This is a genomic window from Herbaspirillum sp. 3R11, assembly GCF_004563925.1.
Classification (GTDB): domain Bacteria; phylum Pseudomonadota; class Gammaproteobacteria; order Burkholderiales; family Burkholderiaceae_D; genus Herbaspirillum.
Genome location: NZ_SPNJ01000003.1, coordinates 300,241 through 315,571, shown reverse-complemented (window position 1 = coordinate 315,571; position 15,331 = coordinate 300,241). Strand labels below are relative to the sequence as shown.

General features: G+C 59.4%; 12 protein-coding genes. 9 read left to right on the top strand and 3 right to left on the bottom strand.

Features of this window, described 5'->3' with window-relative positions:
• The first annotated feature begins 198 nt into the window (after window positions 1–198).
• The 3 genes from carA (at window position 199) to greA (ending at window position 5,273) form a co-directional block, all read left to right on the top strand.
• The gene (carA, locus tag E4P32_RS14860; protein ID WP_116435048.1) at window positions 199–1,362 is read left to right on the top strand and encodes a glutamine-hydrolyzing carbamoyl-phosphate synthase small subunit; all 1,164 of its coding nucleotides are present in this window, start codon (window positions 199–201) and stop codon (window positions 1,360–1,362) included.
• Complete coding sequence (gene carB, locus E4P32_RS14855) at window positions 1,355–4,588, top strand: carbamoyl-phosphate synthase large subunit (RefSeq protein ID WP_116435049.1); 3,234 nt, start codon at window positions 1,355–1,357, stop codon at window positions 4,586–4,588. The genes carA and carB overlap by 8 nt, the downstream gene beginning before the upstream one ends.
• Window positions 4,589–4,790: 202 nt before the next feature.
• On the top strand, window positions 4,791–5,273 hold the full coding sequence (gene greA / locus E4P32_RS14850; RefSeq protein ID WP_116435050.1) for a transcription elongation factor GreA: 483 nt from the start codon (window positions 4,791–4,793) through the stop codon (window positions 5,271–5,273).
• A gap of 127 nt (window positions 5,274–5,400) precedes the next feature.
• On the opposite strand, the gene E4P32_RS14845 is transcribed toward greA, so the two are convergent.
• Window positions 5,401–5,865: a YhbY family RNA-binding protein gene (locus E4P32_RS14845; protein WP_116435051.1), complete on the bottom strand. Its 465-nt coding sequence runs from the start codon at window positions 5,863–5,865 to the stop codon at window positions 5,401–5,403.
• 96 nt (window positions 5,866–5,961) lie between these two features.
• Here E4P32_RS14845 and E4P32_RS14840 point away from each other — a divergent pair, with 96 nt between their 5' ends.
• The 5 genes from E4P32_RS14840 to phoB all read left to right on the top strand — a co-directional run bounded on the left by E4P32_RS14840 (window position 5,962) and on the right by phoB (window position 12,042).
• Window positions 5,962–6,606 carry an RlmE family RNA methyltransferase gene (locus E4P32_RS14840; protein ID WP_116435052.1) on the top strand — a complete coding sequence of 215 codons (645 nt, stop codon included), beginning with the start codon at window positions 5,962–5,964 and terminating at the stop codon, window positions 6,604–6,606.
• A gap of 330 nt (window positions 6,607–6,936) precedes the next feature.
• The gene (gene ftsH / locus E4P32_RS14835; protein WP_116435053.1) at window positions 6,937–8,820 is read left to right on the top strand and encodes an ATP-dependent zinc metalloprotease FtsH; all 1,884 of its coding nucleotides are present in this window, start codon (window positions 6,937–6,939) and stop codon (window positions 8,818–8,820) included.
• A gap of 199 nt (window positions 8,821–9,019) precedes the next feature.
• The gene (gene folP / locus E4P32_RS14830) at window positions 9,020–9,871 is read left to right on the top strand and encodes a dihydropteroate synthase (protein WP_116435054.1); all 852 of its coding nucleotides are present in this window, start codon (window positions 9,020–9,022) and stop codon (window positions 9,869–9,871) included.
• 42 nt (window positions 9,872–9,913) lie between these two features.
• On the top strand, window positions 9,914–11,251 hold the full coding sequence (gene glmM, locus E4P32_RS14825) for a phosphoglucosamine mutase (RefSeq protein WP_116435055.1): 1,338 nt from the start codon (window positions 9,914–9,916) through the stop codon (window positions 11,249–11,251).
• A 95-nt stretch (window positions 11,252–11,346) separates the two neighbouring features.
• On the top strand, window positions 11,347–12,042 hold the full coding sequence (gene phoB, locus E4P32_RS14820) for a phosphate regulon transcriptional regulator PhoB (RefSeq protein WP_116435056.1): 696 nt from the start codon (window positions 11,347–11,349) through the stop codon (window positions 12,040–12,042).
• Between the two features lie 60 nt (window positions 12,043–12,102).
• Here the strand turns inward: phoB and E4P32_RS14815 are convergent, their stop codons facing one another.
• A complete protein-coding gene (locus E4P32_RS14815) occupies window positions 12,103–13,407 on the bottom strand; it encodes a cytochrome c (RefSeq protein WP_116435057.1) in 1,305 nt (434 codons plus the stop codon).
• A gap of 10 nt (window positions 13,408–13,417) precedes the next feature.
• A complete protein-coding gene (locus tag E4P32_RS14810; protein WP_116435058.1) occupies window positions 13,418–14,095 on the bottom strand; it encodes a c-type cytochrome in 678 nt (225 codons plus the stop codon).
• Between the two features lie 240 nt (window positions 14,096–14,335).
• Between E4P32_RS14810 and E4P32_RS14805 the strand changes: the two genes are divergently transcribed.
• Window positions 14,336–14,899, top strand: coding sequence for a sigma-70 family RNA polymerase sigma factor (locus tag E4P32_RS14805; RefSeq protein WP_116435059.1), 564 nt, complete (start codon window positions 14,336–14,338; stop codon window positions 14,897–14,899).
• Window positions 14,900–15,331 lie beyond the last annotated feature (432 nt).

Genomic DNA, 15,331 nt, shown 5'->3' with positions numbered 1-15,331 from the left:
TATAATCGAGCGGTTTAGCTAATTTAAATTCCGCCGTAGCGCATACCGAATCCTCCATCTCGTCCCAGCACGCCAATCAAGGTCCCCATTGCATCAAAACGGGGAATTTGCGCCGGTCGTCGGTTGGGTAACTGAGTGCAGAATCTCTGCAGCACGATCTGGTCAGGCCAGCGGCGGTAACAATCTCAGGAGTTACCCTTGCTGCCTCTTCTTTCTGGCCCTACCGTTCCGGCCATCCTCGCGCTAGCAGACGGGTCCGTTTTTCTTGGTGTTTCCATCGGCGCTGCCGGCAACACGACAGGTGAGGTGGTTTTCAACACCGCCATGACCGGCTACCAGGAAATTCTGACCGATCCCAGCTACAGCCAACAGATCGTCACACTGACTTACCCGCATATCGGCAATACCGGCGTCAATCCCGAAGATGTCGAAGCCTCGCAGATTCATGCTGCCGGCCTGATCATCAAGGATCTGCCGCGTCTGACTTCCAATTTCCGCACCAAGCAAACACTGACCGAATACCTGCAAGCCAGCAACATTGTGGCCATTGCCGATATCGACACGCGCAAGCTGACCCGCATCCTGCGTGAAAAGGGCGCGCAAGGCGGCGCCATCGTTGCCGGCGACACCAACATCGAAGCGGCAACCGCCAAGGCGCTGGAACTGGCGCGCGGTTTCCCGGGACTGGCCGGCATGGACCTGGCCAAGGTCGTGTCGACCAAGCAAGCCTACAACTGGACCGAGACCGAGTGGAAACTGGGTCGCGGCTACGGTCAGCAGATCACCCCGAAATTCCACGTGGTCGCGTTCGACTACGGCGTCAAGTACAACATCCTGCGCATGCTCGCCGAGCGCGGCTGCAAAGTGACCGTGCTGCCGGCGCAGGCGTCCGCCGCTGAAGCACTGGCGCTGAATCCGGACGGCATCTTCCTGTCCAATGGTCCTGGCGATCCGGAACCATGCGACTACGCGATTGCCGCGTCCAAGGAACTGATTGAGCGCGGCATCCCGACCTTCGGCATCTGCCTCGGTCACCAGATCATGGCGCTGGCTTCCGGCGCCAAGACGCTGAAGATGAAGTTCGGCCACCATGGCGCCAATCATCCGGTCCAGGACCTGGACACCAAGCAAGTGCTGATCACTTCGCAAAACCACGGTTTTGCCGTGGATGCCGCAACCCTGCCGGCCAACTGCCGCGTCACGCACGTGTCGCTGTTCGACGGCTCGCTGCAAGGTTTTGCCCGTACCGATAAGCCTGCGTTCTGCTTCCAGGGCCACCCCGAAGCATCGCCCGGGCCGCATGACATCGCCCCCCTGTTCGATAAATTTGTGGCGATGATGGAGAAAAAGAAACATGCCTAAGCGTAACGACATTAAAAGCATCCTGATCATCGGCGCTGGTCCGATCATCATCGGTCAGGCCTGCGAATTCGACTATTCCGGTGCGCAAGCCTGTAAGGCGCTGCGTGAAGAAGGCTACAAAGTCATCCTGGTCAACAGCAATCCTGCGACCATCATGACCGACCCTGAAATGGCCGACGTCACCTACATCGAGCCGATTACCTGGCAAGTGGTGGAACGCATCATCGCCAAGGAAAAGCCGGACGCGATCCTGCCGACCATGGGCGGCCAGACTGCGCTGAACTGCGCACTCGACCTGCACCGCAACGGCGTGCTCGAAAAATACGGTTGCGAACTGATCGGCGCCTCGCCGGAAGCCATCGACAAGGCCGAAGACCGTTCCAAGTTCAAGGACGCCATGACCAAGATCGGTCTGGGTTCCGCACGTTCGGGCGTGGCGCACACCCTGGAAGAATCGTGGGCAGTGCAGAAGGAACTGGGCTTCCCGGTCATCATTCGTCCCTCGTTCACCATGGGCGGCACCGGCGGCGGTATTGCCTACAACGCCGAAGAATTCGAAACCATCTGCAAGCGCGGCCTGGAAGCATCGCCGACCACCGAACTGCTGATTGAAGAATCGCTGATTGGCTGGAAAGAGTACGAGATGGAAGTCGTGCGCGACAAGGCCGACAATTGCATCATCGTCTGCTCGATCGAAAACCTCGATCCGATGGGCGTGCATACCGGCGACTCCATTACTGTCGCACCGGCGCAAACACTGACCGACAAGGAATACCAGATCATGCGTAACGCCTCGCTGGCGGTGCTGCGTGAAATCGGCGTCGACACCGGCGGCTCCAACGTGCAGTTCTCGGTCAATCCGGCCGATGGCCGCATGATCGTCATCGAAATGAATCCACGTGTTTCACGTTCGTCGGCACTGGCATCGAAGGCGACCGGTTTCCCGATCGCCAAGATCGCCGCCAAGCTGGCAGTCGGCTTCACGCTGGACGAACTGCGCAACGAAATCACCGGCGGCGCAACCCCGGCCTCGTTCGAACCGTCGATCGACTATGTCGTCACCAAGATCCCGCGTTTTGCGTTCGAGAAATTCCCGCAAGCCGACAACCACCTGACCACGCAAATGAAGTCGGTCGGTGAAGTCATGGCGATCGGCCGCACCTTCCAGGAATCGTTCCAGAAAGCCCTGCGCGGCCTGGAAGTCGGCGTCGACGGCATGAATGAAAAGACCACCGACCACGAAACCATCAAGGAAGAACTGGGCGAGCCCGGTCCGGACCGCATCTGGTACGTGGGCGACGCGTTCGCACAAGGTTTCACACTGGAAGAAGTGCACGGCCTGACGCACATCGATCCGTGGTTCCTGTCGCAAATCAAGGAAATCGTCGACATCGAATTGTGGCTGGAAGACGGCCAGACGCTGGAAGGTCTGGACAAGGCCACGCTGTACAAGCTCAAGCAAAAGGGTTTCGCCGACCGTCGTCTGGCCAAGCTGCTGAAGGTCACCGACACCGCTGTGCGCGAGAAGCGCCATGCGTTGAACATCCGTCCGGTCTACAAGCGCGTCGATACCTGCGCCGGCGAGTTCTCGACCAACACCGCTTACATGTACTCGACCTATGAGGAAGAGTGCGAGTCGAAGCCGACCGACAAGAAAAAGATCATGGTGCTGGGCGGCGGTCCGAACCGCATCGGCCAGGGTATCGAATTCGACTATTGCTGCGTGCACGCTGCACTGGCAATGCGCGAAGACGGTTACGAAACCATCATGGTCAACTGCAATCCAGAAACCGTCTCGACCGACTACGACACATCCGATCGTCTGTACTTCGAATCGCTGACCTTGGAAGACGTGCTGGAAATCGTCGCGCTGGAAAAACCATACGGCGTGATCGTGCAGTACGGCGGCCAGACGCCGCTGAAGCTGGCGCTGGATCTGGAAGCCAACGGCGTGCCTATCGTCGGCACCTCGCCGGACATGATTGATGCTGCCGAAGACCGCGAGCGTTTCCAAAAACTGTTGCAAGACCTCGGCCTGCGTCAACCGCCGAACCGCACCGCACGTACCGAAGCCGACGCGCTGCGCCTGGCGCAGGAAATCGGTTATCCGCTGGTGGTGCGTCCATCGTACGTGCTGGGTGGCCGCGCGATGGAAATCGTCCACGAGCAACGCGACCTCGAGCGCTACATGCGCGAAGCGGTCAAGGTCTCGCACGATTCGCCGGTGCTGCTGGACCGCTTCCTGAACGATGCGATTGAAGTCGACGTCGACTGCCTGTCGGACGGCGAGCGCACCTTCATCGGCGGCGTGATGGAACATATCGAACAAGCCGGCGTGCACTCGGGCGACTCGGCCTGCTCGCTGCCGCCTTACTCGCTGGCGAAAGACACCATCGAAGAACTGAAGCGCCAGACCGCGCTGATGGCCAAGGGCCTGAACGTGGTCGGCCTGATGAACGTGCAATTCGCGATCCAGCAAACTGAAGTCGACGGCAAGCTGCAAGACGTCGTGTTCGTGCTCGAAGTGAACCCACGCGCATCGCGTACCGTGCCGTTCGTCTCCAAGGCGACCGGCTTGCAACTGGCAAAGATTGCCGCACGCTGCATGGTCGGCCAGTCGCTGGACAGCCAGGGCATCAAGAACGAAGTGATCCCGCCTTACTTCAGCGTCAAGGAAGCCGTGTTTCCGTTCGTGAAATTCCCGGGCGTCGACACCATCCTCGGACCTGAGATGAAGTCGACCGGCGAAGTCATGGGCGTGGGCAAGACCTTCGGCGAAGCCTTCGTCAAGTCGCAGCTGGGCGCAGGCGTCAAGTTGCCGACATCGGGCAAGGTGTTCCTGAGCGTCAAGGGCAGCGACAAGCCGCGCGCCGTGCAAGTGGCGAAGGATCTGGTCGGTCTCGGTTTCTCGATCGTTGCGACCAAGGGTACCGCCGGCGCCATCAGCGCCGCCGGCATTCCCGTGACCACCGTGAACAAGGTGGTCGAAGGTCGTCCGCACATCGTCGACATGATCAAGAACAACGAGATCACGCTGGTGGTCAACACGGTCGAAGAGAAGCGCACCGCGATTGCGGACTCCGGCGCCATCCGTACTTCGGCATTGGCGGCACGCGTGACGACGTTCACGACCATCGCCGGCGCGGAGGCTGCGGTGGAGGGCATGCGCCATCTGGATGCGCTGGATGTGTATGATTTACAAGGGCTGCATAAAGCTATACACTAAACCCACATACACGTTTTATTGCTAGCCACAGAGGGCATCTGAGTATTCGATGCCCTCTGTGTCTTTTTTAACGGCAAACTCTGTATTTGCCCGCAAGGGCTGTTGGGACATTGCGTTGGGCGGGTGACCGTTTCAAGGCAATGTCCCAACAGCCTTATGGGCAAGTCATACAAAAGTGCCTCATTTTTTTGTTGAGAGTTTTATGAGTACAGTTCCCATCACCAAGTATGGTGCAGAGCTTCTGAAAGAAGAGTTGCAGCGTCTGAAAACCAAAGACCGTCCATGGGTCATCAATGCGATTGCCGAAGCGCGCGCACAAGGTGACTTGTCGGAAAACGCCGAATACGATGCCGCCAAGGAACGCCAGGCTTTCATCGAAGGCCGCATTGCTGACCTCGAAGGCAAGCTGGGTTCGTCGCTGGTCGTCGATCCGGCGACCTTGAGCGCGGGTGCTGATGGACGCGTGGTATTTGCCGCGACCGTCGATCTGGAAAACCTGGACAGCGGTGAAAAGGTCACCTATCAGATCGTCGGTATCGACGAAGCCGACATCAAGGTATCGAAGGTATCGGTGACGTCGCCGATCGCACGTGCACTGATCGGCAAGAGCGCCGGCGATGTGGTTGCCGTCGAAGCGCCGTCGGGCGTGCGTGAGTATGAAATTCTGGAAGTGCGTTACGTTTAAGTCGTAGCGTAAAGGCCGACGCGGGTGCTGTTGATGGGCTGGAAATAATTTACGGCACTTTGCGATGGTTAAAAAAATGCCCGCTGAAGCGGGCATTTTTTCTTGCTGAAATCCGATGGCTGAATGATCAGCCCATGGATTTCTTGGCACTCTTCTGACGCGGTTTGGCGCGCTTGATCGAGCCGCCCGCAGTAACGCGTTCGTTACCCTTGATCATGACCTTGGTCACCGATGGGCGCTTGGTGCCGCTGGCGCTGGGTTTGACGATGGTGACTTCGCGCATGCCCTTGCCGCGTGTTTCGCTGCGTTCTTTTGCAGCTTCCTTCTTGGGGCGAAAGATCACCAGCAGTTTGCCGATGTGTTGCACCGGCGCTGCCTTGAGTTGTTCGCAAATGGTGTCATAGATGGCGACGCGCGCTTCTCGGTCATCGCCGAACACGCGGACCTTGATGAGGCCGTGGGCGTTCAGGCTGGCATCGATTTCCTTGGTGACGCCGGCGGTCAGGCCGCCTTCGCCGATGATCACGACAGGGCTCAGGCCATGCGCTTCGGCGCGCAATTCACTGCGCTCTGCAGGAGTAAGTTTCAACATAGTTTGTTTCCGGTGGGCGAGCGGCTTGTAGCCTGAGGCCGGCAAGAACCGGACCGAACTCTGTCCCTCAATATTTAAAACCAGTATTCTACGCGAATGGCAAAGAAGAAATTAAACAAAAACTGGCTGCACGATCACATTAACGACCCGTATGTGAAGCTTGCGCAAAAGGAAGGTTACCGCGCGCGCGCGGCCTATAAGCTCAAGGAAATCGACGAGGAAGAGAAGCTGATCAAGCCCGGCCAGGTCATCGTCGACCTTGGTTCGACGCCCGGCAGCTGGTCGCAGTACGCCCGCAACAAGCTGGCCGGCCTAGAAGGCGGCGGTATCCGCGGCACCATCATCGGGCTGGACATGCTGCCGATGGATCCGATTGCCGACGTCCACTTCATCCAGGGCGACTTCCGCGAGGAGGATTCCCTGCGCCAGTTGGAGGCAATCCTGGACGGCCGCCAGGTCGACCTGGTGCTGTCCGACATGGCGCCCAATCTGTCCGGCGTGGCGATTTCCGACGCGGCGCGGGTTGAGCATCTTATCGATCTGGCAATTGAATTCGCCCAGGCGCACATGAAACCGACCGGCTCGGTGTTGGTGAAATGCTTCAACGGTACCGGCTACAACGAGCTGGTGCACAAATTCCGGGCTGAATTCAAGACCGTGGTGTCGAAGAAGCCCAAGGCAAGTCGCGACAAGTCATCAGAAATTTTCCTTCTGGGCAAGATTTTGAAGAATCCGCAGTGAGCCTTGCTCGGCGTTTTCCCGTAAAAATCGTGTAATAAACCCACCTTTTGACCATTTTCCTTCTTGATTTCACGCTGTCCGGCCACACATCAACTGCAGGAAGCCTTCCTCTGCAGGTCCGAAAGGCATCGTTTGCGCCGGTTTTTCAGCTGTTTCCATGTTGTTTCCGACGCCATGTTGCCGTCTTTCCGCATTCAAGTTTGGCCGCCGGTTTGCCGTAGTTCAGAGCAAGGCTGCCGGTATGGACGGTTTCCTAGTAAGCGCAGATGAATCCGAGTAAAATCGGATATATATAAGGTAATGAGGCGCGCTCGCGTCGGAGGAGTTCTAGTGAACAACATGTTTTCCAAAGCCGCCATCTGGGTGGTCATCGCGCTTGTGCTGTTTATGGTCTTTAAACAGTTCGATAGCCGCAGCGCGGCGTCGGGCGCTACAGCGATCGCTTACTCCGACTTCATCAGCGAAGTAAAAGCCGGTCACATCAAGGACGCCACCATCGAAGATCGCAGCATCATCGCGACCACGCAAGATGGTAAAAAGGTCAAAACCGCCGCGACCTATCTGGACCGCGGCCTGGTCGGCGATCTGCTGAACAACGGCGTGAAGTTCGACGTCAAGCAGCCTGAAGAGCAATCCTTCCTGTCGCAAGTATTCATCTCCTGGTTCCCGATGCTGTTGCTGATCGGCGTCTGGGTGTTCTTCATGCGCCAGATGCAGGGCGGCGGCAAGGGCGGCGCGTTCTCCTTCGGCAAATCGAAGGCGCGCATGCTCGATGAGAACAGCAATTCGGTCACCTTCGCCGACGTCGCCGGTTGCGACGAAGCGAAAGAAGAAGTGCAGGAGCTGGTCGAATTCCTGCGCGATCCAACCAAATTCCAGAAACTCGGCGGCCGCATTCCTCACGGCGTGCTGATGGTCGGTCCTCCGGGTACCGGTAAGACATTGCTGGCGCGCGCCATTGCCGGCGAAGCCAAGGTGCCGTTCTTCACCATTTCCGGTTCCGATTTCGTTGAAATGTTCGTCGGCGTGGGCGCATCGCGTGTCCGCGACATGTTCGAAAACGCCAAAAAGCATGCACCGTGCATCATCTTCATCGATGAAATCGACGCGGTCGGTCGCCATCGCGGCGCCGGTATGGGCGGCGGCAACGACGAACGTGAACAGACACTGAACCAGATGTTGGTCGAGATGGATGGCTTTGAAGCCAACTCGGGTGTCATCGTGATCGCCGCAACCAACCGCGCCGACGTGCTCGACAAGGCGCTGCTGCGTCCGGGTCGTTTCGACCGTCAGGTGATGGTCGGTCTGCCGGACATCCGCGGCCGCGAACAAATCCTGTACGTCCACATGCGCAAGGTGCCTATCGCTCCTGACGTCAAGGCCGACATCCTGGCACGTGGCACACCTGGTTTCTCAGGCGCCGACCTGGCCAACCTGGTCAATGAAGCCGCCTTGTTCGCCGCGCGCCGCAGCAAGCGTCTGGTGGAAATGCAGGACTTCGAAGACGCCAAGGACAAGATCGTCATGGGCCCGGAACGCAAGTCCGCCGTGATGCGCGAAGAAGAACGCCGCAATACCGCGTTCCATGAATCCGGCCACGCGGTTGTCGCCAAGCTGTTGCCGAAGGCAGATCCGGTCCACAAGGTCACCATCATGCCGCGTGGCTATGCACTCGGCCTGACCTGGCAGTTGCCTGAGCATGACCGCGTCAACATGTACAAGGACAAGATGCTGGAAGAGATCGCCATCCTGTTCGGCGGTCGTATCGCAGAAGAAATCTTCATGCATCAGATGTCGACCGGCGCGTCCAACGACTTCGAGCGCGCAACCAAGCTGGCGCGCGCCATGGTGACTCGCTACGGCATGTCCGAAGCATTGGGCACGATGGTCTACGAAGACACCGAGCAAGACGCTTACTTCGGCCGCATGTCGTCGAAGACTGTTTCGGAAGCGACGCAACAAAAGGTCGATGCAGAAATCCGCAGCATCCTCGATACACAATATGCGCTGTCGCGTCGTCTGCTGGAAGAGAATCGCGACAAGGTCGAAGTCATGGCGCAGAAGCTGCTCGACTGGGAAACCATCGATGCCGACCAGATCAGCGACATCATGGCCGGCAATGAGCCGCGTCCACCGAAGTCCGGTATCCCGGTCAAGAAGTCTTCCGACAATACACCAGGCGATATTTCGCCGACCGCCACCGCTCCCGCCTGATCGCGGGGCAGGGCGCATAGCTGGTCTCAGGGTGAGGAGCAATCCTCGCCCTTTTTCTTTGTTTCGCGTCGGAGCGGGTAGTTGGATAGGCGACAGTCGGTAGTTATCAGCCGTATGCAGTCTGGAGACGGGCGAATCAATAACGACAATATCGCCTGCGGGCAGCTTGAGCGCCAGGTTTGAAAACGATGCAGCTTCAATGAATCAACACACTCTACAATGCGGGCGCTATCGCCTTTCCATCGCACAGGGGCGCAGGCCGCTGGTCATGGGCATCCTCAACGTCACTCCCGATTCCTTTTCCGACGGCGGCAGCTATTCCGCGCTGGAGTTCGCGCTGTCGCATGCCGAACAGATGATCGCCGACGGCGTCGATATCATCGACATCGGCGGCGAATCGACCCGCCCGGGCATTCCACCGGTGCCGCTGGATGAAGAATTGCGGCGCGTGATGCCGGTGATTTACGCCTTGCGCGATTGCGGCAAGCCGCTGTCGATCGACACTTACAAGCCTGAAGTCATGCGCGAGGCGTTGATTGCGGAGGTCGACATGATCAACGACATCAACGGATTCCGTGCTCCCGGCGCCATTGATGCGGTCAAGGACAGCGCCGCCGGACTGTGCATCATGCACATGCAGGGCGATCCGCAGACCATGCAGCAGCAGCCGAGCTATGGCGACGTGGTGCAGGAGGTTGTCGCCTTCCTGCAGGAGCGCGTCGTTGCCTTGCGCGCCGCAGGCGTGCAACACGACCGCATCTGCATTGATCCCGGCTTCGGCTTCGGCAAGAGCGTCGAGCACAATTACGACTTGCTGCGGAACACGCGCCGGATGATCGACACGCTCGATCTGCCGCTGCTGGCCGGCATGTCGCGCAAATCCATGATCGGTGCGGTCACCGGCAAGCCGCTCGACCGGCGTCTGGCCGGTAGCCTCGGCGCAGCCTTGGCAGCGGCGGCGCAAGGTGCGATGATCATTCGTGTGCATGACGTCGCGGAGACAGTCGACGCGCTCAACGTGTGGCAGGCCGGCATGGCCGCCACGGCGTGAAAACAATTTATAAAAATACCTGACAAGAGAGAACTCAGAATCATGGCTGCAAAATATTTTGGTACCGATGGCGTGCGTGGACGTGTGGGAACGGCGCCGATCACGCCCGATTTCGTGATGCGCCTCGGCTATGCCGCCGGCAAGGTGTTGACCAAGAAGTGGTCATCCTCGGCCAAACCGACAGTGCTGATCGGCAAGGACACACGGATTTCCGGCTACATGCTGGAAGCTGCGCTGGAAGCCGGCTTTGCCGCCGCCGGAGTGGACGTGATGCTGGCCGGCCCGGTACCGACGCCGGCGGTGGCGTATCTCACGCGCGCCTTGCGGCTGTCGGCCGGCGTGGTGATTTCGGCTTCGCATAATCCGTATCACGACAATGGCATCAAATTTTTCTCGGCCTCGGGCAACAAGCTGGCCGATGCAGTGGAAGCCGAGATTGAAGCGGAGCTCGAGCAACCCATGGGCTGCGCGTCTTCCGAAAAGCTTGGCAAGGCCAAGCGTCTGGACGACGCCCAGGGCCGCTACATTGAATTCTGCAAGGGCACTTTCCCAAACGACCTCGATCTGCATGGCATGCGTATTGTGGTGGATTGCGCGCACGGCGCCGCTTACCATATCGCACCGCACGTGTTTCATGAACTCGGCGCTGAAGTCATCACCATCGGCAACCAGCCGAATGGTCTCAACATTAACGAAGGCTTTGGCGCGACAGCGCCGGAGGCTTTGTCCCGATCCGTGCTGGCAAACAAGGCACACGTCGGCATCGCTCTCGACGGCGACGCGGACCGGCTGGTGATGGTCGACGCGACGGGTCGTATCTACAACGGCGACGAGCTGCTGTACGTGATGGTCAAGGATCGTCTTGCTACCGGCCCGGTGCCGGGCGCAGTCGGCACGCTGATGACCAATATGGCGCTGGAAGTGGCTTTCAAGAACATGGGCATCGGCTTCGCCCGTGCCAAAGTGGGTGACCGCTACGTGCTGGAAACCTTGCAGGAGCGCGGCTGGCTGCTGGGCGGCGAAGGTTCGGGCCATTTGCTGTGCCTGGACAAGCACACCACCGGCGACGGCATCGTCTCGGCGCTGCAGGTGTTGTCCGCGCTCAAGCGCGCCAGTATGAGCCTGGCCGACATGACTGCCGACATCCGCCTGTATCCGCAAGTGCTCATCAATGTGAAGATCCCGGCCGGTTTCGACTGGAAAACCAATCCCGGCATGCAAGCCGAGAAGGACGCCGTTGAAAAGGCGTTGGGCGACAGCGGCCGCGTACTGATCCGGCCTTCCGGCACCGAGCCGTTGATCCGGGTCATGGTCGAAGCGCAGCAGGCGGACGTCGCGCAGACGATGGCAAGACGGATTGCTGATAAAGTAACGGCCTGACGCGACACATCAGTGCAGAGCAGGAGCCGGGAAGGGCTGCTGCTCGCAAATGCGCTGCACCGGCGTCGCCCATGACAAGTCAAACATACCCGCGAATGTCAAAAGACCAGTTACACATCCTGTTAGTTGAAGACGAGCCCAGCATCGCCGAGCTGCTGCGGTTCACCATGCAGGGAGCAGGATTCATCACGTCCATCGCCAGCGACGCGGCGCAGGCGCGCAAGTTGATCGCCGACGCTCTACCGCATCTGGTGTTGCTGGACTGGATGCTACCCGATACCTCCGGCCTGGGATTGCTCAGTGAATGGCGTCGCGATGCCCGCACGGCAGCTTTGCCGGTGATCATGCTGACCGCCAAGGGCATGGAAGAAGACAAGGTCAAGGGACTCAACGAGGGCGCTGACGACTACGTCACCAAACCGTTCTCACCGAAGGAACTGGTGGCGCGCGTGCAGGCGCTGCTGCGCCGCAAGGCGCCCGAAGTCGGGCAGCAAAGCCTGTCTTATGGATTGGTCGGTATCGATACCGAGCGTCATCGCGTGACGATCGATCAGCAAGAGGTCGAACTGGACCAGGCCGAATTCAAATTGTTGCGCTATCTTGTGGCGCATCCCGAGCGCATCTTTTCGCGTGCGCAATTGCTGGACAAGGTCTGGGGCGACCACACCTTCATCGAAGAACGTACTGTCGACGTCCACATCATGCGCTTGCGCAAATCACTGGGCGCGGCCGCCGATTACGTCAAGACCGTACGCGGCATGGGCTACAAGCTCAGCATGGAAGAAAAGTAGTCAGCACATTCTGCGACGGCGTTCATTGCCGTCGCAGCAACGTGACAACGGTCTGCGTTGTCAATCCAGCGGAATCGACCGATAGCGGTTCACTTCCTGCGGCGACACAAAGCCCGCACGGTTATCCCAGCTGTTCCGGATGTACGACACCACCGCCGCCACTTCCTGATCGTTGAGCATTTGTCCGAACGGCGGCATGCCGTAAGGACGCGGATTGCCTTGCGTGGACGGCGGGAAGCCGCCATTCAACACCATCCTGATCGGATTCACCGCAGAGCCCATGGTCAATGCACGGTTGCCGCTCATCGGCGGATAGGCCGGCGCGATGCCCTGACCGCCGGCCTTGTGGCATTCGGCGCAATGCTGCTCATAAATCTTGGCGCCCGCCTGCATCACGCGATCGGCGGTGGGCTTGTCTGGTTGCGCTGTATCGAGTGCCGGCGGCGGATCGTTCTGCGGCAATGATTTCAGATAGACCGCCATGGCCTGGATGTCGTTGTCGTCGAGATGCTGCAAGCTGCGGCTGACGACTTCCGCCATCGGGCCGAACACGGTGCTACGCGGCGATACGCCAGTTTTCAGCAGCGCCGTGATGTGCTGCAGCTCCCAGTTACCAAGGCCGGCTTCTGCATCCGATGTCAGCGATGGCGCGTACCAGTTCATGATCGGGATCAAGCCGCCACCCAGGTCGGACTTGGCGACAGTCGCACCGAAGGCGTTGCGCGTGGTGTGGCAAGCGCTGCAATGGCCCAGTCCTTGCACCAGGTAGGCGCCGCGGTTCCATTCGACCGATTGTTTGCTGTCGGCGCTATAGGCGCCGGGCGTGAAGTACAGCGCACGCCATCCGGCCAGCAGGATGCGATTGTTGTAGGGGAAGCGCAACGCATGTTCCTGGCTGGGCTGGCGCACCGGCGTCACGGTTTGCATGTAGGCGAACAACGCGTTGGAATCTTCGCGGGTGATCTTGGTGTAGTTGGTGTACGGGAAGGCCGGGTAAAGGAAACTTCCATCCTTCGATTTACCGTGATGCAGGGCGCGCCAGAAATCCTTCGCGCTCCAGGAGCCGAGGCCGGTTTCCTTGTCGGCGGTGATGTTGGGTGCGTACATGGTGCCGAACGGCGTCGGGATGGCGCGCCCGCCCGCGTAAGGCTGGCCACCGCGGGCGGTATGGCATGCCATGCAATCGCCGGCGCGTGCGAGATACGCGCCGCGCGCGATCTGCTGTTCGGTCGCCGATGAAGACGGCGGTGCGGCCGCCGTGCTTTCCGCGTCCTCGTGATCGATGAATTCGGCGCCGATGATGACGGCCGGTACGGCGATGATCAGCAACAGCAGCGCCAGCAGAATACGTTTGAGGGATGTCATGGCGTGTTCCTTATTCCGCCACGCTGCCGCAGGGCAGCGGCAACTTGACTGTTGTTGCGGCGGCCGGACGCGCGCCTTCCGGAACCGTCTGCGCGGCCAGCCAACTGCTGGCGGCGTTGATGTCTTCCAGTGAAAGCCGTTGCGTGATCTGCGCCATGCAATCCGGCGCCTTGGCTTTGCGTACGCCATTTTTCCATGCACCGAACTGCGAGTTGATGTAGTCGCGCGGCAAGCCGATCAGGCCGGGCACCGCCGGCGCCACGCCGGTCAGCGCCTGGCCGTGGCAGGCGATGCAGGCCGGGACTTTCTTGCTGCTGTCGCCATTCATGACCAGTGCACGCCCGCGCTCCAGCACGGCCGGCGTCGCTTCAGCCGGTTGCGGCGCCGGGTAAGGCGGATGTTGGGCGGAAAAGTAGGCGGCGATTTCGTGCAGATAGGCGTCCGACAGATGATCGAGCAGGTAAGTCATCAGCGGATACTGGCGATTGCCGTCGCGGAAGTTGGTCAGCTGATTGTAGAGATAGCCTTCCGGCTTGCCGGCGATGCGCGGGTAGTAGCCGTCGCTGGAGGCGCGGCCTTCCTTGCCGTGGCAGGCGATACAGGCCGCGACGCGTTGGGCGATGGTGTCAGGTAATTGTTGCGCTTGGACAGGGGCAGTAGCGGCAATCCAGAGCGTCGACAGCGTCATTAGAGCGACGCGTGCAACGCGCGAAGCGGATGAAAGCGTAAGGCTGGCCATATAGTCTCGTTGTAAGTTATATGAGGCGAGCTGATCGGGCGACGGAGTCGAAGGATCGCGCGGTGTTTGCATTGTAACGGAGCCGTCCATTATCATGCCTGCACACCCGTTGTCCGAAAATCGAAGTACAGTACGGGCTGTTGCAGTACAGATCAATGAGCAAGCAATGAGCAAAGGCACAATCCAATCATGAGCGACAAGTCCTTCGAACAGGCCGTCGTTGCCGAGCGCAGCATGCTGGTGCGGTTCGCGCGCCTGCATTTGCAGGAGGACACCGCCGAAGATGCGGCCCAGGAAACGCTGCTGGCGGCCTTGCAGAACCCGGCCGGTTATTCGGGAAAGTCCTCTTTGCGGACCTGGCTGGTGGGTATCCTCAAGCACAAGATCGTCGACGTGTTGCGCAAGGAAAAGAAATACGTCCAGGCCGGACCGGCGGAAATCGGCGACCCGGGCGACTTCGACGTCCTCTTCGATGACACCGGTCATTGGGCCGAAGCACCCGCCGACTGGGGTAATCCGGCCGAAACGCTGCAGCAGGCGCAGTTCTTCGACATCATGGATTTTTGCCTGAACAAGCTGACGCCGGTGATGGCGCGCGTGTTTTCCATGCGCGAGCTGTTCGAGTTCGAGATTACCGAAATCTGCAAGGAACTGAAGATCACCGCCGGCAACTGCAGCGTCCTGTTGTACCGCGCGCGCATGCAGCTGCGACTGTGCCTGGACCAGAACTGGTTCGAAAGCCGCAAGGCCTGATCCTGATCTGCCCCGCCGAACTTTCCTTCCACCTCCGCAGCCGTTACAATAGCGACCACGCCCCCGTAGCTCAGTGGATAGAGCGATCCCCTCCTAAACAACATTGGGCACCGGCATCCGAAAGGCGCCGCGTGAATGGAGTCAAATTCGGTGAACCCTGACAGCGCCCGCAGTGCTTATGCTGCAAGCGGCTGCTGGCAATACCGAGCCAAGCCGCATCGGATCTCATGATGCGGAAGGTGTAGAGACTAGACGGCTCCGGCCTGCAGGCTGCAAGTCCATGGCCAAGGTATAGTCCAGACCACAAACAGGTTTCCTGGTGGCGAAAGCCATAGTGGTACGAAGGGATAGGTCACACGTTCGATCCGTGTCGGGGGCACCAGACAAAAAAAGCGCAGAAGATTTTTCTTCTGCGCTTTTTTCTTTTTGCGG